The sequence below is a fragment of the Mycolicibacter virginiensis genome, assembly GCF_022374935.2.
Taxonomy (GTDB): domain Bacteria; phylum Actinomycetota; class Actinomycetes; order Mycobacteriales; family Mycobacteriaceae; genus Mycobacterium; species Mycobacterium virginiense.
The window spans coordinates 499,164-523,794 of sequence record NZ_CP092430.2 but is presented as its reverse complement, the minus strand read 5'-3'; the positions used below and the strand labels follow the sequence as shown (position 1 = coordinate 523,794).

Below are 24,631 nucleotides of genomic sequence, written 5' to 3'. Positions count from 1 at the left end.
ACCGGCGTACCGTCTGAAGTTGTGACTGAGCCCGCAGAGCCCAAATACACCCACGGCCACCACGAATCGGTGTTGCGCGCCCACCGCACCCGCACGGCGGAGAACTCCGCGCCCTATCTGCTGGGTTCGCTATCGGCGGGCCTGCAGCTACTCGATGTGGGCTGCGGGCCGGGAACCATCACAGCGGATCTGGCTGCCCTCGTCGCGCCAGGGCGGGTGACCGCCATCGAGCCGGTCCCGGAGGCACTAGATCTGGCGCGCGCCTTCGCAGACCAGCGAGGGCAGCACAACATCGACTTCGTGGTTGCCGATGTGCACGCTTTGCAGTTCCCCGACAACAGTTTTGATGTGGTGCATGCCCATCAGGTGCTGCAGCACGTTGCCGACCCGGTGACCGCGCTGACCGAGATGCGTCGGGTGTGTAAGCCAGGTGGGTTGGTGGCCGTGCGCGACAGCGACTATGCGGCGTTCACCTGGTATCCGGCGTCGGCGGAGTTGGACGACTGGCTGCGGCTCTACCGCGACGCCGCGCGAGCCAACGGCGGTGAGCCTGACGCGGGCAGGCGCCTACTGGCCTGGGCACACGCGGCCGGGTTCACTGACATCACCCCGACGACCAGCGCGACGTGTTACGGCACACCCGAAGACCGGGAGCACTGGGGCGGCATGTGGGCCGACCGGATCCTGCAATCGGCTATCGCCGAACAACTGCTCGACAGCGGTGCCGCCGATCAGGCCAAGCTGCAGGCGATTTCACACGCCTGGCGAAACTGGGCCGATCATCCCGACGGCTGGTTGATGATCCCGCACAGCCAGCTCCTGTGCCGGGTGTGACTCCCTAGATCAGCCGGTTCGGTGGGGTGGAGCGCGCCACCAGTTCGGCGTCGCTGGTCACCGCGTCGCCCAGCACCTGATCGATGCGAGCCAACAGTTCCTCAGGGATCCGCACACCGGCGGCTTTGACGTTCTCGGTGACCTGTTCCGGCCGCGACGCCCCGACCAGAGCAGCGGCGACGTTGTCGTTCTGCAGCACCCAGGCGATCGCCAACTGCGCGGTGGTCAGCTCCAGCTCCGCGGCGATAGGCGCCAACTGCTGGACCCGGGTCAACACATCGTCGGTCATGAACCGTTTGATGAAGTTCGCGCCGCCCTTCTCGTCCGTGGCCCGCGAGCCGGCCGGCGGCGGCTGGCCCGGCAGGTATTTGCCGGACAGGACGCCCTGGGCCATCGGCGACCAAACGATCTGGCTCAGGCCGAGTTCTTGGCAGGTCGGGACCACCTCCGGTTCGATGATCCGCCACAGCATGGAGTACTGCGGTTGGCTGGAGATCAGCGATATGCCGAGCTGGCGGGCCAGTCCGTGGGCTTGGCGGATCTGGTCGGCGGTCCACTCGCTGACGCCGATGTAGAGCGCCTTGCCCGCCCGGACGATGTCGGCGAAGGCCTGCATGGTCTCTTCCAGCGGAGTGAAGGAGTCGTAGCGGTGCGCCTGGTACAGGTCCACGTAGTCGGTCCCCAGCCGACGCAGCGAGCCGTCGATGGCCTCCATCATGTGCTTGCGGGACAAGCCGGTGTCGTTGCGGCCCAACGGGGCCGGCCCGATCGGCCAATACACCTTGGTGAAGATCTCCAGCGATTCACGCCGACGTCCCTTCAACGCGGCGCCCAGCACCTCCTCGGCGCGCCCGTTCGCGTAGACGTCGGCGGTGTCGAAGGTGGTGATTCCGGCATCGAGTGCGGCGTGCACGCACGCGGTGGCGACGTCGTTTTCGACCTGTGAACCATGGGTGAGCCAGTTGCCGTAGGTGATTTCCGAAATCTGCAGGCCGGAGTTGCCCAGGTAGCGAAATTCCATAACGCCATCATGGCTCACGACACTGGGACGTGTCTCGTGCGGCGATCACTATCCTGGACGCCATGGCCCGCTCCGTCGACCTCGCCCGCCTGGCCGAGCTGCTGCGCGGTTATCGGTTCGCGTTCTTGGTCACCGTCGGCGATGACTACCGGGTCCGCACCACCGCGATCACCCCGAGTTTCGACGGCACCCGGCTGAACATCGGGCCGGTGGGGTCGCACGGCCGGGCGAACCTGTCGAGCCGCACTGCCGTCAGCCTGGTCTGGCCCGCCCGCGACGTCGGCGAATACTCGTTGCTCGTCGACGGCCAGGCCGAGCTTCCCGAGGATCCGGCCGGCCCGGTGCTGGTGACGCCGACCAAGGCCCTGCTGCACCGGCCGGTGTTCGAACCCGGCACCCAGCAGGCGGTCGGCACCGCCCATGACTGCGTACAACTCAAGGCGGATTGACAGCCAGCGGGCTTAGGCTCGAATCCATGAGTTCTACCGTGGATTTCGATCGGCTCGCCGAGAAGCTGGCGGGCCATGACTACGCCTACCTGATCACCGTCGACGGTGAGAATCGTCCGCATCCGGTACCGGTGATGCCGGTGCTGCGGGGCGACACCGTGCACATCGGTGCGCTGGGCGGTCGGCGCAGCCGGGCGAATCTGGCGCGCACCGCGGAGGTGACCGTGATGTGGCCGCCCCCGGTTCCGGGCGGCTACACCGTCATCGTCGACGGCACAGTCCAAGTGTCCGATGCCGGTGAGCTGGCCAGTGTGACGATCTCCCCCGCCCGTGCCGTTCTGATCCGGGTCGCCACTCCCGAATCACCGGGCGAGACACCCTGTTACAGCGATTGCGTCGACCTCAAAGTCAGTCCGCAGGGAGCCTGAGCGGTCGCCCGGCCACCATCAGCACGACCTCGTCGGAGGCCGCGGCGATCCGCGCGTTGAGCACTCCCAGCAGGTCACGGAACAGCCGTCCCGACGCGGTGGGGGGGACCACCCCGCTGCCCACCTCGTTGCTCACCGCCACCACCGGTGCCGGGCAGTCCCGCCAGGCCGCCACCAGCTCGTCGATATCGGCGTGCACTGGGTCCAGCACACCGTCGTCCAATCCGTCGTCGCCGTCCCATACGTGGTGCAGATCCATCCGCGCGGTGAGCCAGGTGCCGAGGCAGTCCAGCAGCAGCGCGTGGGGTGCTGACCGCAGTTCCTCGGCGACATCGGTGGTCTCGACGGTGCGCCAGGAGTCGGGCCGCCGCGCCCGGTGCAGCCGCACCCGCTCGGCCCATTCCGGATCGCCTTCGCGTACTCCGCCAGTGGCCAAATAGGTCACCGCCGGTTCTCGGGCCAGTAGCGCCTCGGCGTGTGCGGACTTGCCCGAGCGCGCGCCGCCGAGCACCAGGGTGCGGGTGGCACCACCGTCTGTTGCACCCACTCGCACCACCTCACCGTCACGCCCAGGTCGGGCGCCTGAATCTGACAGTACGGCAGTCAATTCCGGCTCGGAAGGATTGTGGTGGCTCAGGTGTACCGCGACGACGTCGGTGGTGTCAGTGACGGCGCCACAGTCGCGCAGCCGCGCCACGGTAGCCGCAAACGCCGGTAAGTCGTGGTGTTCGGTGCCGTGGTCGGTGTAGGTCCCGAACGTCTCCTCCAGAAACACCGCGTCGTAGCCGGCTCCGGCCACCGCAGCGTGTGTCTCTTCGGGCAGTGGCCCGGTATCGGTAGCCCAGAAGATCCGGGCGCCAACCGATTCCATGTCGTAAAGCACTGCGTCACCGCCGATGTCGGCGCCGTGGGCGGCTGCCAACACCCGCACGTCGTAATCACCGAGCCGGATCCGGTCACCGGCCTGCACGGTCACGAATCGGATCGGATCGTCGGGCCCCACCCAGTGCCGGCACTGTTCCAGCGCACTGGGTGGGCCGACCACGTCCAGTGGTTCGACCGCCCCGGTCCAGTGCCGCATCAGCAGTGCCGCCGGGCCGACGTGGTCGGGGTGGCCGTGGGTGAAAAGGATGTGGCGAACGTGCGCCAGCGATCGCCGCAAGCGCATCGCGGCACGCGGCGCCTCTGGGCCGCAGTCCAGCAGCAGCACATCGTCGACCAGCGCGGCGGTCTGGCCGCGAACCTGCGTCGCCGACGAGGTGCAGGACGCGCAGCGGCAGAACGGATTCGGCCAGCCGTCGGCGCTGCCGGTACCCAGCAGCAGGATCTCCATGCACCCATCCTCGTTGACTCTGCGCTGACCAGACACTTCACTCGCACTTTTGCCGAGTAGGCGCAGAGTCAACGTAGACGACGAAGGCCCGGTCTGCCGAAGGCAGACCGGGCCTTGTCGTGCAACCAGACTTAGAAGTCCATGCCGCCCATGCCACCGGTCGGGTCGCCCGCGGGTGCGGCCGCCTTCTCCGGCTTGTCGGCGACAACGGCCTCGGTGGTCAGGAACAGTGCCGCGATGGACGCCGCGTTCTGCAGCGCCGAGCGGGTCACCTTCACCGGGTCGGCAACGCCGGCCTTGAGCAGGTCCTCGTACTCGCCAGAGGCGGCGTTGAGGCCGGTGCCCGAGGCGGAGTTGGTGACCTTCTCGGCGACAACGCCGGGCTCCAGGCCCGCGTTGAAGGCGATCTGCTTCAGCGGAGCCGACAGCGCGACACGCACGATGTTGGCACCGGTCGCCTCGTCACCCTCGAGCTTGAGCTCGTCGAGCGACGGAGCGGCCTGCAGCAGGGCCACGCCACCACCGGCGACGATGCCCTCCTCCACGGCGGCCTTGGCGTTGCGCACAGCGTCCTCGATGCGGTGCTTGCGCTCCTTGAGCTCCACCTCGGTGGCAGCCCCGGCCTTGATCACCGCAACACCGCCGGCCAGCTTGGCCAGGCGCTCCTGCAGCTTCTCGCGGTCGTAGTCGGAGTCGCTGTTCTCGATCTCGGCGCGGATCTGGGCCACCCGACCGGCGATGGCGTCGGAGTCACCCGAGCCCTCGACGATGGTGGTCTCATCCTTGGTGATGACGACCTTGCGGGCGGTGCCCAGCAGGGCGACGTCGGCGCTCTCCAGCGACAGGCCGACCTCTTCGCTGATGACCTGGCCACCGGTGAGGATCGCCATGTCCTGCAGCATCGCCTTGCGACGGTCACCGAAGCCCGGGGCCTTGACGGCAACGGACTTGAAGGTGCCGCGGATCTTGTTCACGACCAGGGTCGACAGGGCCTCGCCCTCGACGTCCTCGGCGATGATCAGCAGCGGCTTGCCGGACTGGATGACCTTCTCCAGCAAGGGCAGCAGGTCCTTGACGGTCGAGATCTTGGAGCTGACCAGCAGGATGTAGGGGTCCTCCAGGACGGCTTCCTGACGCTCGGCGTCGGTGACGAAGTAGCCCGAGATGTAGCCCTTGTCGAAGCGCATGCCCTCGGTGAGCTCCAGCTGCAGCCCGAAGGTGTTCGACTCCTCGACGGTGATGACACCCTCGTTGCCGACCTTGTCCATGGCCTCGGCGATCAGGTCACCGATGGTCTGGTCGCCCGCGGAGATACCGGCGGTAGCCGCGATCTGCTCCTTGGTCTCGACCTCCTTGGCCGTTGCGAGGAGACCTTCCGTGATCTTCTCGACGGCCTTCTCGATGCCGCGCTTCAGACCCAGCGGGTTGGCGCCGGCGGCCACGTTGCGCAGGCCTTCCTTGACCAGGGCCTGGGCCAGCACGGTGGCGGTGGTGGTGCCGTCACCCGCGACGTCGTCGGTCTTCTTGGCGACCTCTTTGACCAGCTCGGCGCCGATCTTCTCGTACGGGTCCTCCAGCTCGATCTCCTTGGCGATGGACACACCATCGTTGGTGATCGTGGGGGCGCCCCACTTCTTCTCCAGGACGACGTTGCGGCCCTTGGGGCCCAGCGTCACCTTGACCGCGTCGGCGAGGGCGTTCAGGCCCCGCTCGAGGCCACGACGGGCCTCTTCGTCATACGCAATTTGCTTAGCCATTGCGAAGTGATTCCTCCGGTTAGGGGGTGCACGTCTTGTCGGCCGGGTGCAGTGCCCGCGACGGACGGCTGTGGGTGTGCTCCGCAGGTGCGGCCCTGTGCCTCACCGTCCCGACCTAGCACTCACTGGTCGCGAGTGCCAACGTCATTTTTAGCACTCGCCTATGGAGAGTGCAAGGTCGGACCATCAGGCGCGCGGGCCCAGCGAACCCCTATCGCACAGCGCGTAAACCGTCGATAACGACGCCGGTCACCCGTTCGGCCGACTCAGGGTTGTAGGACTCCATCGCCTGGCATCCGACCAGGAGCGACTTCACTTCGCGCGCGCCGATGTCGCGACGTGCCGTACCCGCATCTTGCGCGGACCGCAGCAGCTCCCCAAGTAGCGCAAGAAACGCCCCCTCAGCCTCCTGCCCGACGTCGATGCCAAGCCCGGCGAGCGCCTCGACCACACCGCGATCCTTCGCGCCCCACCGCACCATCGAGCGCAGAAAGCTGAAGAGCGCTTCACCGGGGCCGTCTGATTCAAGCAGGGCGTAGCCCCCATCGACGAGGCGTCGGATGTGGTCCTTGACCACCGCTTGGAACAGCTCTTCCTTGGTCGGAAAGTGTCGATAGATGGTCCCGGCCCCGACTCCGGCGCGCCGGGCGATCTCATCGATCGGCACCGACAGACCCTCGGCCGCGAAGGTCTCGTAGGCGACTTCCAGTACCCGCGCACGGTTGCGCGCCGCGTCGGCGCGCAACGGACGTGCCTGCTCAGCCACTGGACAGCCCCTATCGGTTGACAAAACGGGGCGTGCGTTCCGTATAGTCGCAATCAACCGGAGCGCCCGCCCCGTTTACCCTACCGCTCAGGAGCCTCCCGTGGCCAAATGGACAACCGCCGACATCCCCGATCAGTCCGGTCGGGTCGCCGTGATCACCGGAGCCAACACCGGCCTCGGCTACGAAACCGCCTTCGCGCTCGCCGCCAAGGGCGCCCACGTGGTGCTGGCCGTGCGCGATCTCGACAAGGGCGAGGACGCCGCGGCCCTGATCAGCAAGCGCAGCCCCGGAGCCAGCGTGGCGCTGCAGGAACTCGACCTGACGTCACTGGACTCCGTCCGCACCGCCGCCGCACAGTTGCGCGCCGACCACGACCGCATCGACCTGCTGATCAACAACGCCGGGGTGATGTGGACGCCGAAGGCGACCACCGAGGACGGCTTCGAGCTCCAGTTCGGAACCAACCACCTGGGCCACTTCGCCTTCACCGGGCTGCTGCTGGATCGGCTGCTGCCGGTCCCCGGCTCCCGGGTCGTGACGGTCAGCAGCATCGGTCATCGCATCCGCGCCGACATCCACTTCGACGACCTCCAGTGGGAGCGGAGCTACAGCCGGGTGGCAGCGTACGGGCAGGCCAAGCTCGCCAATCTGCTGTTCACCTACGAACTGCAGCGGCGCCTAGCCGCGCACGCCACGACAATCGCGACAGCCGCGCACCCCGGAGGCTCCCGCACCGAGCTGACCCGCAACCTGCCCCCACTGCTCGCGCGGATCACACCGCTGATCGAGCCCCTGTTCCAGGGAGCCGACATGGGCGCCCTGCCGACGCTGCGTGCCGCCACCGATCCCGGTGTGCGTGGCGGGCAGTACTACGGCCCTGATGGCTGGGGTCAGCAGCGCGGGTACCCCAAGGTGGTCGAGTCGAGCAGCAAGTCACACGACGTCGACGTTCAACAACGCCTCTGGACCGTCTCCGAAGAGCTGACCGGGGTGAGCTACCCGATCAGCTGACGGGGCTTACGCCACGTCGAGCAACTGCTCGTAGAAGCCGCCGAACCCGCGGGCCCGGTTCACCAGGTGCACCTCCAGGATCCAATGACACACCCGGCCGGTGGGGTCGGTCCGGCGCATCGGCTCGTCGGATCCGGGTGCCACGTAGAACCGGGCGTCGTCACCGGAGATCTTCTTGTGCGGAAACTCCCCGAGCAGGTGCCCGGCGATGGGAGCGCCGAACTCGAAACCCGCTTCCTGGGCCAGGCCGACGACATGGTCGAACAGCTGGGCGCCGGTGATGTCGGCGTGTGCCTCGAAGAAGGCGCGGCCCGCGCTCCATACCCCAGGTAGCGCGTCGCGCAGCGCCAGCTTGTCCGGGTCCTCGCCGAGCACGAAGGTGCGACCGAAGTCAGCCTCCCACTCCTCGAAGATCGGCCCCAGGTCGAGGTAGGCGATGTCGTCGTCGGCCATGACGCGGTCGGGCGGGTCGGCGTGAAACGGCAGCAGGCTGTTCTCCCCCGCCCGCACCACCCGCCGATGCCAGTGCCGCGTCACCCCGAACATGTCGGCAGCCAGGTCCCGGATCTCATCGGAGAGCTGCCGCTCGCCGACCCCGGGGCGGACCATGCCGCGGCGCTCGATCTCGTCGAACAGCGCGACGGCCTTGGCCTGCGCATCGCGGAGCCGCTCGACACGGACGGATTCCGGCTCGCGCGGGGTGGACACGCCAGCGATCCTATCGGCTTGCCCTAGACTGCATCTCGATCAGATAGGAGACCGGGTGCGGGCTGAAGCAGCGCCCAGCACCCGGGCTTTGCGGGGCTGGCAACGCCGGGCTCTGGTGCGCTATCTGACCGCCAAGCCGCGAGATTTCCTGATGGTGGCGACCCCTGGCGCCGGTAAGACGACGTTCGCGCTGCGGATCGTCGCTGAGCTGTTGGCCGACCGCACCGTCGAGCGAATCACCATCGTGGTGCCCACCGAACACCTCAAGGTGCAGTGGGCCTCGGCCGCGGCCTCCCACGGCATCGCGCTGGATCCGCGGTTTTCCAACTCCGACTCGCAGACCAGCTCGGAATACCACGGCGTCGTCGTCACCTATGCGCAGGTCGCCAGCCACCCCAGCCGGCACCGAGTGCGTACCGAGGCCGCGAAAACCCTGGTGATCTTCGACGAGATCCACCACGGCGGCGACGCCAAAAGCTGGGGCGACGGCATTCGCGAGGCATTCGACGACGCCACCCGCCGGCTGGCGCTGACCGGAACCCCGTTCCGCAGCGACGACAGCCCCATCCCCTTCGTCAACTACGAGCCCGACGGCGCCGGCCACCTGCGCTCGGTGGCCGACGACAGCTACGGCTACACCGACGCGCTGGCCGACGGCGTGGTGCGCCCGGTGATGTTCATGGCCTACTCGGGCGAGGCCCGCTGGCGCGACAGCGCCGGCGAGGAGCATGCGGCCCGACTCGGCGAGCCGTTGACCGCCGAGCACACCGCCCGGGCGTGGCGGACCGCGCTGGACCCGGCCGGGGAGTGGATGCCGGCGGTGATCACCGCCGCGCACACCCGGCTGCGCCAGCTGCGCGAGGGCGGCATGGCCGATGCCGGCGGCATGATCATCGCCACCGACCAGAAGGCGGCGCGCGCCTACGCGGTGCTGCTCAAACGGCACACCGGCGAGGAACCCACCGTGGTGCTCTCCGACGACCCGACGGCGTCGGACAAGATCGCCCAGTTCTCCGCGGCCACCACCCCCTGGCTGGTGGCGGTGCGGATGGTGTCCGAAGGTGTCGACGTGCCGCGGCTGGCCGTTGGGGTCTACGCCACCAGTGCCTCTACCCCGTTGTTCTTCGCGCAGGCGATCGGACGGTTCGTGCGGTCCCGGCGGCCCGGCGAGACCGCCAGCATCTTCTTGCCGTCGGTGCCGTCGCTGCTGGGTCTGGCCAGCGAGCTGGAGCAGCAGCGCAACCACGTGTTGGGCAAGCCGCACCGGGAATCCGAACGCGACGAGTTCGCCGAGGCCGAGCGCCGGCGCGACGAGCCGTCGGAGATGGAGAACAAGTTCGAGTCGTTGGGGGCCGACGCCGAACTGGACCAGGTGATCTTCGACGGGGCCTCCTTCGGTACCGCGACCCCGGCCGGCAGCGAGGAAGAGGCCGACTACCTCGGCATCCCCGGGCTGCTCGACGCCGACCAGATGCGGGATTTGTTGCGGCGCAGGCAGGAAGAGCAGCTGGACCGGCGGTCCAAAGCGGTCAACGACGGCGGGATTCCAGTGCCGGTGACCACCCACGGGCAGCTGCGTGAACTGCGTCATGAACTCAACGCACTGGTGTCGGCGGCCCATCATCGCCTCGGCAAGCCACACGGCTGGATTCACAACGAACTGCGCCGGCGATGCGGCGGCCCCCCGGTGGCGGCCGCGACCTCGGATCAGCTGCGGGCGCGGATCGTCGCCATTCGGCAGCTCAACCGCGAGTCGTAGCTCTCGACTGGCTCCGCCCCCGTCCCGCCGAGTGTGCGGTTTGGTTGCCGATTTCGCTGCTTGGCCGAGCAAACCGCACAGTCGACGAAAACATGCGGCCGAGGTTCAGCCCTGTCGAGTCCAGGCGCTGTGCGCCACCCACGGCGATGCCTGTGCGGCCACCGACCAGGCCCACTCGGCCGGCACGTCGATCACCCGGTACGCCTTGACTCCCGCGGCGGTGGCCGCGATCAGGGTGGCCACCCCGGCGCGGCGCTGAAACCAGCTCTGGCGCACCGTCCAGCCGACGATGCCCGCCGTTTCAATGCAGTAGCGGCGCTGCTCCCAACTGCCGGTGCGGGCCGTCAGCCAGCGCGCGTCGACGCGATGCCCCAGGGCGCGCGCCCGGTCGACGGCCAGCAGCGCCGCGCCCAGGGTCACCGCCGCGCAGGCCGGCCAGCACCACTGCGGTAGTTCAACGAACGCCGTCGCGATCGCCAGCCCGGCCCCGGCGGCCACCGGCAGCAGCAGCGCCCGAGTCCAGCGTCGGCGGGTCGCCGCCGGGCCGTGCTTGCGCAGCGGGCCGGTGACCACCACGGGGTCGGCGACCAGCCCGGTCAAGACGCCCTCGGCGGTGGCACGCGGGCAGGGTGGCAGCAGGATCGACGACTCGCCTTCCCCGTTGACGCCGGTCATCGCCGCGTCCAGCCGCGCGCCGCCGAACAACCGCACCAGCAGCGGTCGGCGCAGCGTTCCGCCGCGCAACCGGCGCATGTCGTAGTTGTGTTCGCGCACCCGCAGCAGGCCGTAATTCAACGCCAAGACGTCACCGCCCGCCCCAGAGCTGCGGGACAACACCAGATTTCCGTAAGTCACCAGCGAGCGCAGCACCGCCAACAGCATGGAGACCACCACCAGCAGGGCAGCGATCAGCGTCAGGCTCTGCTGGACACCGACCTGTTCAGCAGCCTCCAGCCAGGATCGGCTCACCGGGGAATCCTCCAGCGCCGCCCAGACTCCGCTCTGGTAGAGCGCACCCACCGCGGCCCCGACCATCACCAGCCCGGACAGGCTCAGCGGGCTGTAGCGCAACCACGACGGCCGCCACCGCGCCAGGACCGTCGCTGGGGCGGGAGTCGATCCGATCGCAGCCTGCACGGTTTGTCCGGTGTGGGACAGCAACGTCGCGCGTAGTCGAGGGACCTCACTGCTCTCGACCGCGTTGAGCTCGAAGGCGCTATCCGCGGCGGCATGCTGACCCGTGCTGACTCGCAACACCGTCAGTCCCAGCATCCGATGCAACAGCCGGGCGTCGGTCTCCACCGAGCGAATCCGGTTGCGAGGCACCGAGAGCACCTTGCGGCGCAATAGCCCGGAGCGCAGTTGGACCCGGCCGGCCTCGGGGTCGGGCTCGATGCGGTAGGTGGTGGTGAACCAGCGCGTCACACCCACCACGGCGATCACCGACACCACCGCCAGCACCCAGGGCCGGTTGTCGGTCGCGGAACCGAACACCACCACCGCGATCAGCAGCGGCAGTTCGCGCAGCACTTCGTGCAGCGGATGCACCAGCAGCATCCGGGGACTGAGCCGTTGCCACTGTTCAGAGCGTTGCGTGTCGCTCATTCACCTTCTCCGTGCCCCACCCGTGCCCTGCGATCTCGTGGTCGGGGCTCCGCGTGTCGCAGCGCCCCGCTTGGAACGGTAGCCGCAAAAGTTGCATAGTGACCGCTAGGCGGGATGCGGCATCTTTTGCGCATGTGGCAAGCCACCGACCGGAAGTCGTCACCCACTCCCCGCTGGTAACCGTGACGCGAGGCCCCGGGCATGTTTTGCGATGCCCGGAGAGCCCGATGAAGCAACAGCAGTCCAAGATCGATCTCAGCGCCCTGACCGTCGGCGGAATCGAGCCGAGCTACGTCACGCTCGAAGTCGCCGCCCAGCTCATGGGTGTGAGCCACTGGACGGTGCGGAGGTGGATCAGCGCAGGCCACCTTCCCGCGCGGAAACTTCCCTCCGGCGGGCTGCGGGTGGCGGTGGTGGATCTTGAAGCCGTGGGAGAGCCCGTGGCACCGGCTCGGCGGCGCCGGTAACCGCACCCTCCCCCGAACACGAAACCGGCCCTGCACCTGGAGCAGGTGCAGGGCCGGTTGGGCGGTGGGGTGACGGTGGGAGTCACCAGTCGCAGTGGATGTATCCGGGCACCGGACCAAGACCACCACGGCAGGTCCACGACTCACGCGCAGGTGCGTTCCTGGACGTCGGCCACCACGGAGTCTGCGCCTGGCCGCCTTCCTCGCTGGTGCTCCACTTGCGCTCATACCCGGCCCGGAAAACGCAGGCGGTCTGGATCCCCGCCCCCTTGGGCAGCGGTGACCACTCCGCGCACGTCAGCCATGTACCCGGAATGGTGCGATCCGGGGTATTCGAGCAGCCGTAATACTCCATCGTCGTGTCGAGCATCCGGCCGTCGCCTTCCGTCCCCCACCAGCGCTGGGCGGGAACGTAGTAACTCTGCCCGTTCGGCATCCGCACCATGGGGTGGCACGGAACATCGCGGTCACGGTGCATCCAGACGAAAGGCACGCCCTCCGAAGCAGCTTGGTCGGCCTTCTCAGCGTTGATGTAATCGGGGAGCGGCCAGGCGACCTGGGAAACCTGTCGTGCCTCCAGCGCGGCGAGCTCCTCCTCCACCTTCCCCCGCCCGTCCCAACCCAGCTGATGCGCGCCGGTGATCAACATCAGAACCACCACTGCGGCGGTCATGGTCCGTACCCACCGCGGTACCCGCGCCAGTGCTCTTCCCGGTGCCCGGAGAATGCGTCGAATCCGGTTCATCGTCCGCCTCCCTTAGCTGGCCGCAGTTGTTCGCTGTCGCAACCCATGTGCGGCAGCCCCCACCGGCCTACCTCCCAGGTGAGTTCCCGGCCGCCGGATTCTGGGTGCTGCAGCCACCACAAGCGGCCGTCCGGCAGCAGCATCAGTCGAGCCACGCAGCCGAAGCCCTCATCACGTGATTCGACGACAAACGGAACCCCTCGCTCCATCGCCTCCAGCGCCGCCGTGCGGTCGGCGCCGGCCGGCAGCCACTCCGGCAGCTGCGGCCCCGTCGCGGGTGCCGGGGCGGGCGCCGAAACGCCCGCCTCGAAACCGCGCTGATAGCTCGCATCCAGTGCGAGCTGCCCGCTGATGACCAACCCCGTAACCAGCGCCAGAATCCACACTGCGGCGAGCGTCACCCGTGCCCATCGCGGTGCGCCGCGGATTTGCTTCAGGATCTTCACTTCCCACCTCCGTTTCCGCCGCTGTCAGGCAGCCGCATATTGCTGTCCCCGCTCTCGGACCGAGGAAGAACCTCGTTGCTGCGGCTCCCGCTGTCGCGGCTGGGCAACCTCTTGCATCCCCAGCCCATTCCGGATCCTTCGATGATGTCGTTGTCCTGCTCCAGGATCACGGGTGACTGCGCCAGCCCGACCACGATCTCCGGCACTTTCCAAGCCGTGCCGTCCGGCAGGCCGATCCACGCGTGGCAAATCGGGTCCGCAACCTCCTCCCCCGGCGACCTCCACACCACCGGCTTCCCGGACTCCGCAGCGACCCGCAGCGCCACCGGAGTCTGCTCCGAGAACACGACCCGCTCCGGTGCCGGACCGGAGACGGTTCCGAGTCCGAAACCGACGCCGCCGGCGACGGCGGCCGCAACTGCGACCACCGCCCCCTTCAACCACACGCGGGACGTCATGCGGCACCGCCGTAACCGCTCTCGCTGTCGAAGCCGAAGTCGGTGTCAGCGACCGGCTTCGGTGCAGGCTCTGGTGCGGGCTCTTCGACGGGCTCTTCTGCCGGCTCCGGGGCGAGCCCCAGTGACTGCTCCAGGGCAGCCACATCGTGGAGGGCAGCCAGAGCCGCCTTGGCCGATTTCGTCGACACCACGGCTGAGCGGGCGGCGGTCACCCAGGCGCCATCGACGAGGGCCTGAACACGAGCGGTGATCGAACCGGTCCGGCCACCGTCGATTTCGGCGACCAGCTGGCTGCATTGCTGCGCGAGCTCCGCCGGCAGATTCCCACTCAAAACGGCGCGGTCGAGGAACCTCGCTGCGCGGTCGGCGCTCAGGCGCTTCGAAACTGTCTTGCTTGTCATCGTGATTTCTCCTGTCTTTTGAGGTGGTTACTTGTTGCTGTTTCGGGCCGAGTACTCGGCGACCGAAAAGGCCTGCATGGTGGTCAGGTCGACCACCACCGTCTGGTCGAGGTGGCGGGGGCGATCCGCCTGTGCGGCGTCGGGGTCAGTCATGTCTTTTCCTTCCGGATTGAGGGTCTGATTCGGGTCGTGATTCGGGGTGTAGGCCGAGCGGGTCACGGTTCCGGCATCACCTCCCGTCCTGCTATTTCGACGGGCACGGGATAGGCCAATCCCGCGTGATTCGAAATTGCGAGATCGGGGTCTATAGGCACCCCTGTATCGCGGTCTGTATCGCGGCTTGTAGCGCGGTCTGTATCGCGGGCAAGCCGGACGCACCGCCGCAAAAGCCGGTTCTGAGCCGAAAAACCGCCTCTCGCGGCTATGTCGGCGCCTGAACCGCCGTCCCCGAACCTGGCCCTGTATCGCGCCGGCCGTATGACATCGGCTATCGCGCGTGACCCGAAATAGATGATCATGCGATCACCCACTGCCCGGCCGCATCCCGCACCAAGCGCTCCCCCAACAGCCGGGCGTCGGTGCCTTCCAACTGCGACGCCAGCGTGCTCGGGGCGACGCCCGTCAGAGTCGCAATCTCACCGATCGGGCCGCCGCTCAACACCGCCAGACCGAGTAGCCGGCGCTCGGTCATCGCCATCGATTCCTTCGCGGAACGCAGGGCGACGACAGCGGCGACAACGGCGTCCCAGCGGGTAGAACCGACCGCTGATTGAGCGATAGTGTTCAGCGGTTGAAGTGCCTGCGCGTACGCGATTCCACTCGGTGTCGGTAGCTTTCGGCGGCCCATTTACAGCTCCTCAATGACGGCCGACGGCGTCGGCGGCGGGGAGATCACGTACTCCCCGCCCAGCTTCTTAATGTCAGAACGGCTGGCAGTCGCTATACGGCGCGACTCCGGGAAGGCGTCGGTGCGCGCGCTGATCGTCTGCGTGCGGGTGCGCATGCAAGTCGCCAGTGCGTGCGCTGAAACCCCGCCGAGACGCAACGATGCGTAGACCTTTGCCAGCGCTGCGTCGACGTCGTTCTGGCCGCGGCGATATGCAGCCAAGGCGTCCAAAACTTTCAATGGATCGCTCTCTGCACGTGCGATCCATCGGAGGGCTTCGAGACGGCTCTGCTCGGCTTCGACCAGCTGCGCGGCCGCCTCCCGCACGAACTGGCGGCTGGCTGCGGAACTCTTCTTGTCGCGGGCATGAATGATTCGGGGGCTCATCGAACCGCTCCCGTCCTGGTCACAAATTGGCTGATCCGAGCCGCACATTCCGTTGTTCCGCAGTCACATCCGCTGATCCCGGACGCGCATTGTGTCTGTCCCTGGATCACATAAGCCGGTGAAATGTGGCTCCCGCGCTCACATTCCATGGCCAGGGGGGTGCGAACTCCCAGGTCACGCCTCTGCGCCTGTGTTTTCATCGGGCCTCGCCCCGCTTTCCAGCAGCGGTTCCGGCCAGGCGCCGGCCCAGCGTCTCCCGGCGGACGCCGGCCGCGGTGGCCGCGGCGCTGATCGAAGCTCCGCCCAGCACAGCGACGCCGATCAGCTCCAGCAGGGCGGCCTCGACTGCGGCCTGGCCGGAGCGGAAGAGTCCGACAGCGGCGATGACTTCGTCGGGGGTGGCGGAGGTTTGGGCCGCCACCTGACGCAGCGCCGTGACGGCGTCGGCGACGGCGTGAACGGCTGTTGCGGCAGCCTTCGGAGCTTCGGCTCGCGACTGGAAAATGTCTTCGTGGGATGGGTTGGGGATGCGGCTCATGGTGCTCCTATCGGCTTTAGTTGGCGTTCTGATGGGCACCGCTCAGCGGCGCCGCACCCGGCTTGTAGAACTCAGACGTCGGGTCGAAGATCACCGCCGCTGGGTCACGAACCCCATCCGTTCCGTCGAGGATCTGCACCGGGATGCTGTTCGACGACGGCTCCGTCGCGGGCGTCCATTTCTGCCAACTGCCGTCACCGCCCTTTTCGCCCGGAAGTGGGAAACGCCAAGCGAACCGGCGCAGTCGCGGGGCCTGTCGAACTGCGGCATCGAACGCGTCAGCGTCGCGTCCGGGTGGGTTGAAAAACCCTTGAAACATCGCGATCTGCGGCGGCCCGTCATCGCGGATGTCAGCGATGATGCCCCGGCCCTTCATCTTCGGGCTGATGAGGTCACCGAGTTCTTTGATTCGCTGCTGCGTGGCTCCAGGAGGGAATAGATTCTGCCTGTTGATCTCCGTCGGCTGGCCCAAAAGAACCAGGGTGCTGGTGTTGGCCTGCAGTTCCCCATCCCACGCTGAGCGGTAAGCAAATTGTCCGGCTACCAGCAGGAAAATCCGGAATTCCCGTGCCTGAGAAGCGATATACGACATGTTCGCGAGGGTCTCTAGCGCACCGTCGCGAATCTCCTTGACTTTGCTCTTTGTCTTGTCATTGATCCAGGCCGGGAACTCATCGAAAGCGATGAGCAGCGGCGTAGGCCGATACTCAACGCCTTGTTGAATCAGCCGCGCTGACAGCGCCTGGCGGCGTTCCAGTTCGTCGCGGGCGTACCTCACCGCACGGTGCAAAACCGCGTCGTTACCGCCGCGGGCAGCGCTGTAGTGCACAACTCCCGGGAGCCGTTCAAGCGCCAGTTTCCGCAGGTCCTTGCCCGATTTGGCATCCAGCAGGATTACCTCGGCGCCTTGGAGCACGGCCGCTCGCACCATGCTGGTCAAGAGCACGGTCTTGCCCGCACCGCTTTCGGCAAACATGCCAACATGGCATGTTCGATCTTGGTTGATCAGGATTGGCGAACCGTCCTCACGGACACCCAGCGGGAGCACGAAATCAGCAGCGGCGGCGTGCCGTTCCGCCTGCGTCCGCGGCCGGGTAAACCACTGCGCTTTCAACGGGTTCTGCTTCGGGAACTCCCTGACGATCGGGCGCTGATTCAGGCGGATCACCGGGTGGATTCCGTCGACCGTCACCGCCAACTCCGGCATCGCGAGGGCCTGTCGCAGTGCGGATTCCGCAGCCTGAACCTGCTTCGGAAGCATGCCCGGAGGCAAGGTCAAAGTAGCGATTCCGCCACGGTCATCGGAGCCGAACTCAGGCTGCGGGTACTGCAGCCCGCGGTCAGCCTTCTGCGCCAGGCCGGCCAGATCCCAGATGCTGCGGCGGTAGTCGCCACCACGATAGAAGGCGTACGTTTTGCTCTGCTCGCACCACCCGAAAGTCGGGTCTTCGACGCCTTCCCGGATCAGGTTGAACCTGCCGAGAGCGCTGCCCGGGGTGTAGCTGTACCGGCCCAGATTTCCTCTCCGCTCGGCCATTTCGATCAGCCGTTCGGCAAGCAGCTCGCGCGCCGCTGGGTTGCCGCATTCGACCTCCAGGATGACCGTCCCACCGACAGCGACAGCCCGAGACCGGAAGTCGGTGCCGGCGCTGTTCAAGCCCCATTCGACCGACGTTGCGCGATCCGAAATCAGCCGGGTCCACGCGTCCAGCGCATAATCGACGCCAGTCAGCGGCTTCGCCGTTTCCACCGTCCCGCGCAGGGGTTCAGCAGCTTCAATCGCCGGCAAGAGCTGCATGTATTCGTCGGCTGAAGCCGCCAGCCGACGCTCCGAGTCCGCTGCGGCCTCGGAGTCGATGACCCGCTCCGGTGAGGGTTCTGCTGCGGGCTCCTGTGCAGGTTCCGGCTTGTCGAAACTAGCGAATGGGTCGTCAAACTGGGCCATCTCAGCTCCAGTTCGGGTCGAAGCCGTCACCGGTCTCAGCGGCCGGCGCAGCTGGCTTCTCGTTGGTCACGGTGAGTACCAAGGCACCCGAGTGGATGTCCCGATCGACCTGTCCGTCACGCACCTTCAGCGCACGCAGGAGGGCCGGCAAGTGCTTCCGCATGGTGTCCTCGTCGATGCTTGCGTGGGTGATCTGCAGCACGAGCTCGGCGTCACCACCGTTGATCTCCCGCACATGAACCAGATGCACCCACGGCTCCCACCGCTGGCCGGCTTCACCAGTGATGACACGGCCCCAACCCAGATCACGGCCCACTTTCAGAATCGCTGCCTGCGCCGGGTCGGGCTGGCCGTCTATCGACATGACGGCGGCGATCGCAGAGCCGGAACGCGGTTCCCACCCACCCGTCGCCTGCTGCAGCCGGTACAGCTGCGCAGCCTGTTCCGGGTTCAGGTGCGGCTCCGGAACCGCCTGCACCACCGGCTCCGGAGGCGGTACCAAGTCGATCGGCAGATGCCGCAGGTGCGCATACGGGTCGGGCGGCTGAATGGGGTTCTGCGCGGCGATCTGCTGGTCGCGCCGCCACTGCTGCTCAGCGAGGTCGTAACCCGCAACGGCTTCTTCGGCGTGATCGGATCGCTTGAAACTTGTTGCCGCGAAACCTCCAGCGGCGACACCGACAATCAGCCCCACACCGCCGCCGGCGAGGCCCCAAGCCAGCATGGTCACGGCAGCCGCGAACAACACAGAGGCCATCGAGTTGTTGTGCTCGGTCTGGGCCGCAACCCGGCCCGCAACTGGACCGTGCGGGTCACGATCAGCGGGAGTTGATTCTTCGGATCCCCTCACCAGAAACGCGAGGACCAGGAACGCGCCGGCGCTGAAAAGCTGCCACCGGTCGAGCAGCGACGTGGCGTCAGCGACATCGCCGACGGCGAGCAAGGCGCTCACCGGAGCACCCCAAACAAAGCGAATGCAGCGGCGGTTCCGGCCGCGGCAACGGCGGTTGCGACGCCGAATCCGGCCATTTGAGCGAGTGCGATGAGTGGGATGAGAGAGAGCATTTTGTCACGTCCTTCCGCGGTATTGCCCTTCCGATGCAGCACAGGTTAGCCTGCGATATGCGGTCGGTTGGACATGGAAATCAGTGCAGGACAGTCGGTTTGGGGATTTCATGGGTAAGTCTGGCCAACCCTGTCCAAGCCCGTCCAAGGCTGACCATGTGATGCACATCACAGAAATAGTTGGCGAAATCGGCGCCGTGTCGCGCCGATCGCGCCGCATTCGTCCAAGCCTGTCCAAGTTTGGGAAGTTCTGTCACACCAGCACGAGATCATCGTGCGCAGAACGAAAGTGAGCAGATATGACCCCCATCCCTGGCCCCGAGCCGGTACCGGAACCGCGAGCCGCGGTGCTCGACCGAGGCCGCGGACTCGGCCTCGACGACGTCGCCGCGGCCATCGGGAAGTCCGTCAAAACGGCGCGGAGATTGGCACTGTCGGGTGAAATTCCGGCGTACAGAATCGGCTTGAAAATCACGATTTTTGAAGCAGATCTCAACGACTTCATTGACAGTCGCCGGATCCTCGGAGGTGCAGCGTGAGCACCGTCGACGCCGAGGCTCTTCGAGTCCGCCGGGCCGCACGTGCACTCGCCGCTGAGCACGGATTTCGAACAGTGCCCGCCGCGCTGGCCGGCACCTGCGCCGGATCGCGGTTCCTGACCAGGCCTTTCGGGCCGGAGCTGGGCGATTTATTGGAGAAATACCCGGTGCTCAGCTGGGTCGACGAGCACCTGCCCGAGATCCTCACTCGCGCCGGTGTAGGCGGTGTGGAATGAGCAGCGACGTGACCGAAATCCGCAGGGCAGCGCACTCGCTCGCGCTGGAGCACGGCCTCTCCCGGCAAGCCGCGGGAGCAGCAGCCGGCGTGGCTGAAATGCGCTTCACCCAGCAGCCGATCAGCCCAGCGAGCAGGGAACTGATCGCACCTTACGGAGCAATCCGCTGGGTCAACGAGCACTGGTCAGCCATCCTCACTCGCGCCGGAATCGCGGAGGACCCACGATGACCGACTACGCGATTCTCGACTCCCCCGGCATCGCCGCCGTCGAAGCCGAAGCCGTGGGAGAAGCCGTCAGCGAATGGCTCCGCGACCGCGGCTGGCACGGTCCCCAGGTGCAGTTCTGTGCCGGATATGCGAGGGCGCGGGTGCGTGCTGCGCACCGCGGCGGAAAGCCATTCACGGTGCTCTTGGAGCTCGTTCCGGAGACCGTTGGGGGCCTGCACGAGCAGGTTTCAGCGGCGGGACAGCAGCTGCTGCGGGAACTCGTCGATAGCCATTGGGAGTCCGTGACGGCGGGGGCTGTGGACCGGCACCGCCGCAGGATCGCGGGGATGGCAAGGCGAGCTGCGGGGGAATACGTGGCTGAAACAGTGCCGGAGGCAGGGGTCGCCGCGTTGGTGTGGTGCGGGGTCACGGCTGAGTCGATGGTGCTTGGTGTCGGGCCTTGTTCGGTGGCGATCGGCGATCCGTTGGCGGTGGCTGCTCGGGCGGAGATCGCTTGGCGGCAGGCGAATCAGGGGAAGTGGAGCGAGTCGGACTTCTGGATCTGGATCGCCGCCGAAGGGCAGCAGAGGGCGTTGGCGAGACGGGTGGAAGTGATGTTGGAACTGGCGGAGTTCGAGGAAATGGGAGCGGTTGCATGACCTTCAGAAAGTGGTTCATGTGGGTGCTGCTGGGCAGCACCGCGGCTAGCCTGGCCGGCAACATCGCGGCTGCGACGCTGCTTCCTCACGGCGGTGCCGCACTGCCTACAGCGGTGGTGATAGCCGTGGCATCCGTTGCCCCTCTCGCCCTTCCCGTTGCTGTTCACTCGGTGCCGGTAGCGGCTAGAGCAGCTGGCGGAGTGCGAGCTGTAGTGGTGGTGTCGGTCGCGGTGGTGTCGTTGGCGGCGTTCGCGATGAGCTTCGACGCGCTTGCCCAACTGGCCCACGCCGCTGGGCATAGTGGCTGGGTCGGCGCCCTGCTGCCGGTGACGCTGGATGTGCTGGCCGCCGCCAGCGCGGTCGCCCTGGTGTTGGACCCCGCGGTGGCCACTGTGGCCGCCCCGGTCGCCGACGGCCACGATGTGGCCGCTCCCCCGACCGACCCGGCCGCCGAGCCGGTCACCGGCGCGGTCGCCGCTGCACGTACGAGTGCGGGGCTGCACCTCGTTGCCGGTCCCGGTGACCGCGACATGGACGGCAGCGACCAGCTGGACGGCACGCCCATGACCAGCGCTGACGTCCACATCGGTCGGGCGCAAGAGCTGGTGGCGGCCGGGGTGGTGAAGGCGCCGGCACCCACGGTCGCTGCGGCACTGGCCGGGCTGGCCGACGGCGGCAGCTTGCGGGCTGTCGCGGCGTCCACGGGGCTGCATCGGACATCAGTTAGTCGACTGGCGGCGGCCGCCGAGGAGGCGGTGTCGGCCGGGTGACGGCCACAATGACGGCCGAGTGACCGGTCGCTGATCAGTGACGGCCCCAGCCGCAGTGGCTGGGGCCGTTGCCGTTGCGGGAACGGGTGCAGACGCGCCGCGGGGGAAATACGCCGATAAGGAGTTGATAAGACTTTTTGTGTTGCTGGAGTGAAAATTTGGACCGTCGCGAACCGGTGAATACCGGGGCGAATCGGGCAATGGTGTGCGGCTGTCCGCGTGTCGTGACGGGCGGCTGGACACGGCGAAATCCCATGCGAGGCTTGGTGCGTACGACGATCTCAACCGATCTCGACCGAACTCGCAGGAGCACTCATGACAACCACCTTCACCGCCGAGCCGATGCTCACCGTCGACGACCTCGTTCGCGTCTGGGGCGTGACCGACGAGTCAATCCGGGCGCTGATCAGCTCGGGAAAGCTTCGCGCACACCGTGTCGGCCGGCTCATTCGGATCCGTCCAGAGGACGCGGAAACGTACTTGGAAAGCACCGCAACGGTTCCCGCAGCTGTGACGGTTACGGTGACCGCGGCGGGGCTGGGTAGCTCCCACGGAGCCGTCACGATCGCCGGTAAAACGGTGGCCGGAGACACTTCTGCGCTCACCGAAGCGCTGTGGAATGTGTCGCCTTCTGGCGGCGAGATCGAGGTCGACGGCCAACGGATTCTGGTCCCGCACCGGGCCGCTGGACGGGCCGCCAGCATCGCCCTTGCAGGGCTGGCAATGGTCCCCGGGGGTGACAGCGTCACTGTCGCAGTGCGGGCTGGCGACGACCCTCTCGACGCCTAAAACACGAAAGCCGGGTCCCTCAACCCGGCTCCCGCAACAACTTTCGTCCTGATCCCACCAAGGAATGGACCTTCCCATGGTAGCTCAAGCACCCACTACCAATGCCTCCACCGTCAGCGCCACGCCGACCTGCGGCTGCCGCGTCACCACGCTGGACAGCACACCTGGCTACACCGTGCACGCCGCCGACACCTGCTCAGATGGTCGCAGTGACGTGGCCGTTCCGCTGCTCACCGCCGATGCGCTGGGAGTGATGTACGTGGCGTACGGTGCTGATGAAATCCGCATGACTGCCTGCGATTTCACCGCGGTTCTCGCAGCCCGGGACGCCGAACCGGCACCCCCACCCCCTCCCACGCCAGCACCCCCGCCACGACCCGCAGGTGCGCCCTGGACGTCGACGGAATGGGATCCGTACCTGCACCCCGACCTGCTCACCACCGGTAGCGCGGGGGTGCTCGCCTACAGCGGCGAGCCGGCGGTTCGATTGCTCACCGACGGCACAGCGGAGGTGCTCGCTTCCACCGAGTTCGCCGCTGAGTTCGGGTTCGAGGGCGGCACCGTGATCAGTGCCGACGAGCTCGGCGCCGCCCTCAGGGGCATCGCCCCAGATGAGGTCACTGCTGCGCTGGCAGTGGAAGCCGCCGAGCGAGTTTGGGGGGGCGATGAACGCCGGCACGCAGCCGAGAGGAGAGCGCTCAAGAGAGCACGTGCGGCTCGGTTCGGAGCACAACTTGCGAGCGTCACCGGTGCCGACGCCGATGCGCTGCGGGCGGTGTGCATGAACGCCGTCGCCGACGCTGCGCCCTCTCGTCCGGAGCCTGTTTTGGACGCCAACGCCGACGCCGGGTGGTTCGCCGCGACCTGCAATCCGCTGGCCGTCGACGGCGGGTACACCGACGGCGGTATCTCCCACCGGATTGAGGCGCAGGCACGCCACGCGGCGACGCCGGCGGTGCCGACTCGGACGGAGATCGCGGCTGCGGTGACGGCGCCCGAAGCGGCGATCGTCGCGGCGCTGGCAGCGGTTCCGCCGGCACCGATCGCGCCCGAGCCCGATCAGGACGAGCTGGTTCTCAACGCCGCCGCGTTCGAGCGGCGGGTGGAGGCCGAGCAACTGAGAGAGGAATTGCGGGCATTCCTCGCCCGGGACCCCTCCAATTCGGAGCACGAGATCGCTGCTCTGATGGCCATGACCGTTTCCGATCGAGCGGAGGTCGCATCGGCCGCGAAGGCTGGTCGGCTCACCCGATTGGGGCTCACAATCCGAAGCCTCGGCGCCACGATGGTCGGCTCCACGCAGGCTTGGATCAGGCTGCGGGAAGGCGTGCTCACCGAATCACGGTTCGTCGACGGCGGCAGCTTCATCCACAGCATCCCAGAAACCACGCCCGCGGTGTGGGGCTCTGGCGAGGACGTGCTGTGGGCCGAAGGGGAGGCGCTGGTGATCGCAGGTCCGCAGGGCGTTGGAAAATCCACGATGGCGGGAAGCCTCGTGCTCGGGATGCTCAACGGCGGCTCCGATTTCCTCGGGTACCCGGTCAAGCGGGTGGACAGGGTCCTGTACCTGGCTATGGACCGCCCACGGCAGATCGCCCGCGCCCTGCGGCGGCAGCTCGGCGGGATCCCGGAGGCCGAGCTCGCGCAGCGGTTGGTCGTGTGGCAGGGGCCGCCGCCGGAAGATCTCGCGGCCCATCCGGATCGCCTGGCGGCGATGTGTGCGGAGAAAGGGGCGCAGGTAGTGGTGATCGATTCGCTCAAGGACGCCGCTCTCGGCCTGGCAACCGACGAAGTCGGTGCCGGATGGAACCGTGCCCGGCAAACGACGCTAGCGGCTGGTGTCGAGGTGCTGGAGCTGCATCACGACCGGAAAACGACCGACGCAGCTGCGCCCGCGATTGAGAAGCTTTACGGAAGCATCTGGATCACCAGCGGGGCCGGTTCGGTGATTCACCTCGGCGGCGAGCCCGGAGACCCGGTGGTGAAATTCCGGCACCTCAAGCAGCCATCCACGGAGGTCGCACCGTTCGAAATCGCACACGATGGTTCCACCGGAACCATGACCGTTCACGCCGGCGTGGACCTGCTGGACCTGTGCCGGCAGCCCGGCGGGGCAAGCGCCGCACAGTGCGCCTCTGCCCTGTTCGAAACCGATCGCCCCAGCTCGGCTGAGAGAGAAAAGGCACGCCGGCGTCTGGAGAAATTGCGGGAGTCCGGAAGCGTTCACCGAGCTGACGTCGCGGGAATGGCCGTGTACACCGCCGTCAATGTAACGGCCGTGCGGGTGCCGTGACCCTCACGGCGGGGGTCACGCGGGCTGTTTTCACCTGAATCGCTGCGTGAGGCTCCGTGACCCCCTCCGTGAGGCTCTGACCTGCTAATTCACGGAAAGCGTGACCCTCCGTGACCGCCCCCGTGA

At 67.3% G+C, this 24,631-nt stretch carries 29 protein-coding genes; 13 read left to right on the top strand and 16 right to left on the bottom strand.

What is annotated here, in order from left to right; translation table 11 throughout:
- Positions 1-21: 21 nt before the first annotated feature.
- Entirely contained in the window at positions 22-834 is an 813-nt protein-coding gene (locus MJO54_RS02590; protein ID WP_105295645.1) for a class I SAM-dependent methyltransferase, read from the top strand.
- 4 nt (positions 835-838) lie between these two features.
- Here the strand turns inward: MJO54_RS02590 and MJO54_RS02585 are convergent, their stop codons facing one another.
- Entirely contained in the window at positions 839-1,855 is a 1,017-nt protein-coding gene (locus MJO54_RS02585; RefSeq protein WP_046283116.1) for an aldo/keto reductase family protein, read from the bottom strand.
- Between the two features lie 62 nt (positions 1,856-1,917).
- On the opposite strand from MJO54_RS02585, the gene MJO54_RS02580 reads away from it, so the two are divergent.
- Together MJO54_RS02580 and MJO54_RS02575 are read left to right on the top strand one after the other, a co-directional pair.
- On the top strand, positions 1,918-2,304 hold the full coding sequence (locus MJO54_RS02580) for a pyridoxamine 5'-phosphate oxidase family protein (protein WP_046283115.1): 387 nt from the start codon (positions 1,918-1,920) through the stop codon (positions 2,302-2,304).
- A gap of 26 nt (positions 2,305-2,330) precedes the next feature.
- The gene (locus MJO54_RS02575; protein ID WP_240175621.1) at positions 2,331-2,732 is read left to right on the top strand and encodes a pyridoxamine 5'-phosphate oxidase family protein; all 402 of its coding nucleotides are present in this window, start codon (positions 2,331-2,333) and stop codon (positions 2,730-2,732) included.
- Here MJO54_RS02575 and MJO54_RS02570 read toward each other — a convergent pair.
- From MJO54_RS02570 to MJO54_RS02560, 3 genes are all read right to left on the bottom strand, one after another.
- The gene (locus MJO54_RS02570) at positions 2,713-4,065 is read right to left on the bottom strand and encodes a bifunctional adenosylcobinamide kinase/adenosylcobinamide-phosphate guanylyltransferase (protein WP_240175620.1); all 1,353 of its coding nucleotides are present in this window, start codon (positions 4,063-4,065) and stop codon (positions 2,713-2,715) included. The two genes, MJO54_RS02575 and MJO54_RS02570, sit on opposite strands and share 20 nt — an antisense overlap.
- 131 nt (positions 4,066-4,196) lie before the next feature.
- Positions 4,197-5,822, bottom strand: a complete 1,626-nt coding sequence (gene groL / locus MJO54_RS02565; RefSeq protein ID WP_046283112.1) for a chaperonin GroEL — start codon at positions 5,820-5,822, stop codon at positions 4,197-4,199.
- A 211-nt stretch (positions 5,823-6,033) separates the two neighbouring features.
- A complete protein-coding gene (locus tag MJO54_RS02560) occupies positions 6,034-6,588 on the bottom strand; it encodes a TetR/AcrR family transcriptional regulator (protein WP_046283111.1) in 555 nt (184 codons plus the stop codon).
- A gap of 100 nt (positions 6,589-6,688) precedes the next feature.
- Here MJO54_RS02560 and MJO54_RS02555 point away from each other — a divergent pair, with 100 nt between their 5' ends.
- Complete coding sequence (locus tag MJO54_RS02555; protein WP_240175619.1) at positions 6,689-7,600, top strand: SDR family NAD(P)-dependent oxidoreductase; 912 nt, start codon at positions 6,689-6,691, stop codon at positions 7,598-7,600.
- Between the two features lie 6 nt (positions 7,601-7,606).
- Here MJO54_RS02555 and MJO54_RS02550 read toward each other — a convergent pair whose 3' ends face one another.
- Positions 7,607-8,308 (bottom strand): M24 family metallopeptidase, encoded by a 702-nt coding sequence (locus MJO54_RS02550; RefSeq protein ID WP_046283109.1) that lies wholly within the window; start codon positions 8,306-8,308, stop codon positions 7,607-7,609.
- 55 nt (positions 8,309-8,363) lie between these two features.
- Between MJO54_RS02550 and MJO54_RS02545 the strand changes: the two genes are divergently transcribed.
- Complete coding sequence (locus MJO54_RS02545; protein WP_046283108.1) at positions 8,364-10,067, top strand: DEAD/DEAH box helicase; 1,704 nt, start codon at positions 8,364-8,366, stop codon at positions 10,065-10,067.
- Between the two features lie 105 nt (positions 10,068-10,172).
- Here the strand turns inward: MJO54_RS02545 and MJO54_RS02540 are convergent, their stop codons facing one another.
- Positions 10,173-11,672 carry a PH domain-containing protein gene (locus MJO54_RS02540; protein ID WP_240175618.1) on the bottom strand — a complete coding sequence of 500 codons (1,500 nt, stop codon included), beginning with the start codon at positions 11,670-11,672 and terminating at the stop codon, positions 10,173-10,175.
- Positions 11,673-11,899: 227 nt separating this feature from the next.
- On the opposite strand from MJO54_RS02540, the gene MJO54_RS02535 reads away from it, so the two are divergent.
- Positions 11,900-12,139, top strand: a complete 240-nt coding sequence (locus MJO54_RS02535) for a helix-turn-helix domain-containing protein (RefSeq protein WP_240175617.1) — start codon at positions 11,900-11,902, stop codon at positions 12,137-12,139.
- A gap of 82 nt (positions 12,140-12,221) precedes the next feature.
- On the opposite strand, the gene MJO54_RS02530 is transcribed toward MJO54_RS02535, so the two are convergent.
- The 10 genes from MJO54_RS02530 to MJO54_RS02485 all read right to left on the bottom strand — a co-directional run bounded on the left by MJO54_RS02530 (position 12,222) and on the right by MJO54_RS02485 (position 18,897).
- On the bottom strand, positions 12,222-12,812 hold the full coding sequence (locus tag MJO54_RS02530; protein ID WP_240175616.1) for a hypothetical protein: 591 nt from the start codon (positions 12,810-12,812) through the stop codon (positions 12,222-12,224).
- Between the two features lie 68 nt (positions 12,813-12,880).
- Positions 12,881-13,330, bottom strand: coding sequence for a hypothetical protein (locus MJO54_RS02525; RefSeq protein ID WP_240175615.1), 450 nt, complete (start codon positions 13,328-13,330; stop codon positions 12,881-12,883).
- The gene (locus MJO54_RS02520) at positions 13,327-13,788 is read right to left on the bottom strand and encodes a hypothetical protein (protein WP_240175614.1); all 462 of its coding nucleotides are present in this window, start codon (positions 13,786-13,788) and stop codon (positions 13,327-13,329) included. Before MJO54_RS02520 ends, MJO54_RS02525 begins: the two co-directional genes overlap by 4 nt.
- Complete coding sequence (locus tag MJO54_RS02515; RefSeq protein WP_240175613.1) at positions 13,785-14,189, bottom strand: hypothetical protein; 405 nt, start codon at positions 14,187-14,189, stop codon at positions 13,785-13,787. Before MJO54_RS02515 ends, MJO54_RS02520 begins: the two co-directional genes overlap by 4 nt.
- Positions 14,190-14,216: 27 nt before the next feature.
- A complete protein-coding gene (locus MJO54_RS02510; RefSeq protein WP_259602779.1) occupies positions 14,217-14,342 on the bottom strand; it encodes a hypothetical protein in 126 nt (41 codons plus the stop codon).
- Between the two features lie 361 nt (positions 14,343-14,703).
- On the bottom strand, positions 14,704-15,036 hold the full coding sequence (locus MJO54_RS02505; RefSeq protein WP_240175612.1) for a hypothetical protein: 333 nt from the start codon (positions 15,034-15,036) through the stop codon (positions 14,704-14,706).
- Positions 15,037-15,462, bottom strand: a complete 426-nt coding sequence (locus MJO54_RS02500; protein ID WP_240175611.1) for a hypothetical protein — start codon at positions 15,460-15,462, stop codon at positions 15,037-15,039. It lies immediately after the preceding gene.
- 196 nt (positions 15,463-15,658) lie between these two features.
- Positions 15,659-16,000 (bottom strand): hypothetical protein, encoded by a 342-nt coding sequence (locus tag MJO54_RS02495; protein WP_240175610.1) that lies wholly within the window; start codon positions 15,998-16,000, stop codon positions 15,659-15,661.
- Positions 16,001-16,016: 16 nt separating this feature from the next.
- Positions 16,017-17,798 carry an FtsK/SpoIIIE domain-containing protein gene (locus MJO54_RS02490; protein ID WP_240175609.1) on the bottom strand — a complete coding sequence of 594 codons (1,782 nt, stop codon included), beginning with the start codon at positions 17,796-17,798 and terminating at the stop codon, positions 16,017-16,019.
- A 148-nt stretch (positions 17,799-17,946) separates the two neighbouring features.
- Positions 17,947-18,897, bottom strand: a complete 951-nt coding sequence (locus MJO54_RS02485) for a hypothetical protein (protein ID WP_240175608.1) — start codon at positions 18,895-18,897, stop codon at positions 17,947-17,949.
- A 412-nt stretch (positions 18,898-19,309) separates the two neighbouring features.
- On the opposite strand from MJO54_RS02485, the gene MJO54_RS23730 reads away from it, so the two are divergent.
- From MJO54_RS23730 to MJO54_RS02455, 7 genes are all read left to right on the top strand, one after another.
- Entirely contained in the window at positions 19,310-19,549 is a 240-nt protein-coding gene (locus tag MJO54_RS23730; RefSeq protein ID WP_350355694.1) for a helix-turn-helix domain-containing protein, read from the top strand.
- On the top strand, positions 19,546-19,785 hold the full coding sequence (locus MJO54_RS02480) for a hypothetical protein (protein WP_240175607.1): 240 nt from the start codon (positions 19,546-19,548) through the stop codon (positions 19,783-19,785). Before MJO54_RS23730 ends, MJO54_RS02480 begins: the two co-directional genes overlap by 4 nt.
- Positions 19,782-20,015, top strand: coding sequence for a hypothetical protein (locus MJO54_RS02475; protein WP_240175606.1), 234 nt, complete (start codon positions 19,782-19,784; stop codon positions 20,013-20,015). Before MJO54_RS02480 ends, MJO54_RS02475 begins: the two co-directional genes overlap by 4 nt.
- The gene (locus MJO54_RS02470) at positions 20,012-20,653 is read left to right on the top strand and encodes a hypothetical protein (protein WP_240175605.1); all 642 of its coding nucleotides are present in this window, start codon (positions 20,012-20,014) and stop codon (positions 20,651-20,653) included. Before MJO54_RS02475 ends, MJO54_RS02470 begins: the two co-directional genes overlap by 4 nt.
- Complete coding sequence (locus tag MJO54_RS02465; RefSeq protein WP_240175604.1) at positions 20,650-21,423, top strand: DUF2637 domain-containing protein; 774 nt, start codon at positions 20,650-20,652, stop codon at positions 21,421-21,423. Before MJO54_RS02470 ends, MJO54_RS02465 begins: the two co-directional genes overlap by 4 nt.
- Positions 21,424-21,738: 315 nt before the next feature.
- On the top strand, positions 21,739-22,212 hold the full coding sequence (locus MJO54_RS02460) for a helix-turn-helix domain-containing protein (protein WP_240175603.1): 474 nt from the start codon (positions 21,739-21,741) through the stop codon (positions 22,210-22,212).
- A gap of 487 nt (positions 22,213-22,699) precedes the next feature.
- The gene (locus tag MJO54_RS02455) at positions 22,700-24,505 is read left to right on the top strand and encodes an AAA family ATPase (protein ID WP_240175602.1); all 1,806 of its coding nucleotides are present in this window, start codon (positions 22,700-22,702) and stop codon (positions 24,503-24,505) included.
- Positions 24,506-24,631: the final 126 nt, after the last annotated feature.

Bases quoted from the DNA above. Each gene is read 5' to 3' on its own strand.
- MJO54_RS02585 (WP_046283116.1), bottom strand. From the start codon at position 1,855: ATGGAATTTCGCTACCTGGGCAACTCCGGCCTGCAGATTTCGGAAATC.
- MJO54_RS02580 (WP_046283115.1), top strand. From the start codon at position 1,918: ATGGCCCGCTCCGTCGACCTCGCCCGCCTGGCCGAGCTGCTGCGCGGT.
- MJO54_RS02575 (WP_240175621.1), top strand. From the start codon at position 2,331: ATGAGTTCTACCGTGGATTTCGATCGGCTCGCCGAGAAGCTGGCGGGC.
- MJO54_RS02570 (WP_240175620.1), bottom strand. From the start codon at position 4,065: ATGGAGATCCTGCTGCTGGGTACCGGCAGCGCCGACGGCTGGCCGAAT.
- groL (WP_046283112.1), bottom strand. From the start codon at position 5,822: ATGGCTAAGCAAATTGCGTATGACGAAGAGGCCCGTCGTGGCCTCGAG.
- MJO54_RS02540 (WP_240175618.1), bottom strand. From the start codon at position 11,672: ATGAGCGACACGCAACGCTCTGAACAGTGGCAACGGCTCAGTCCCCGG.
- MJO54_RS02535 (WP_240175617.1), top strand. From the start codon at position 11,900: ATGAAGCAACAGCAGTCCAAGATCGATCTCAGCGCCCTGACCGTCGGC.
- MJO54_RS02530 (WP_240175616.1), bottom strand. From the start codon at position 12,812: ATGACCGCCGCAGTGGTGGTTCTGATGTTGATCACCGGCGCGCATCAG.
- MJO54_RS02520 (WP_240175614.1), bottom strand. From the start codon at position 13,788: ATGACGTCCCGCGTGTGGTTGAAGGGGGCGGTGGTCGCAGTTGCGGCC.
- MJO54_RS02515 (WP_240175613.1), bottom strand. From the start codon at position 14,189: ATGACAAGCAAGACAGTTTCGAAGCGCCTGAGCGCCGACCGCGCAGCG.
- MJO54_RS02510 (WP_259602779.1), bottom strand. From the start codon at position 14,342: ATGACTGACCCCGACGCCGCACAGGCGGATCGCCCCCGCCACCTCGAC.
- MJO54_RS02505 (WP_240175612.1), bottom strand. From the start codon at position 15,036: ATGGGCCGCCGAAAGCTACCGACACCGAGTGGAATCGCGTACGCGCAG.
- MJO54_RS02500 (WP_240175611.1), bottom strand. From the start codon at position 15,462: ATGAGCCCCCGAATCATTCATGCCCGCGACAAGAAGAGTTCCGCAGCC.
- MJO54_RS02495 (WP_240175610.1), bottom strand. From the start codon at position 16,000: ATGAGCCGCATCCCCAACCCATCCCACGAAGACATTTTCCAGTCGCGA.
- MJO54_RS02490 (WP_240175609.1), bottom strand. From the start codon at position 17,798: ATGCAGCTCTTGCCGGCGATTGAAGCTGCTGAACCCCTGCGCGGGACG.
- MJO54_RS23730 (WP_350355694.1), top strand. From the start codon at position 19,310: ATGACCCCCATCCCTGGCCCCGAGCCGGTACCGGAACCGCGAGCCGCG.
- MJO54_RS02475 (WP_240175606.1), top strand. From the start codon at position 19,782: ATGAGCAGCGACGTGACCGAAATCCGCAGGGCAGCGCACTCGCTCGCG.
- MJO54_RS02470 (WP_240175605.1), top strand. From the start codon at position 20,012: ATGACCGACTACGCGATTCTCGACTCCCCCGGCATCGCCGCCGTCGAA.
- MJO54_RS02465 (WP_240175604.1), top strand. From the start codon at position 20,650: ATGACCTTCAGAAAGTGGTTCATGTGGGTGCTGCTGGGCAGCACCGCG.
- MJO54_RS02460 (WP_240175603.1), top strand. From the start codon at position 21,739: ATGACAACCACCTTCACCGCCGAGCCGATGCTCACCGTCGACGACCTC.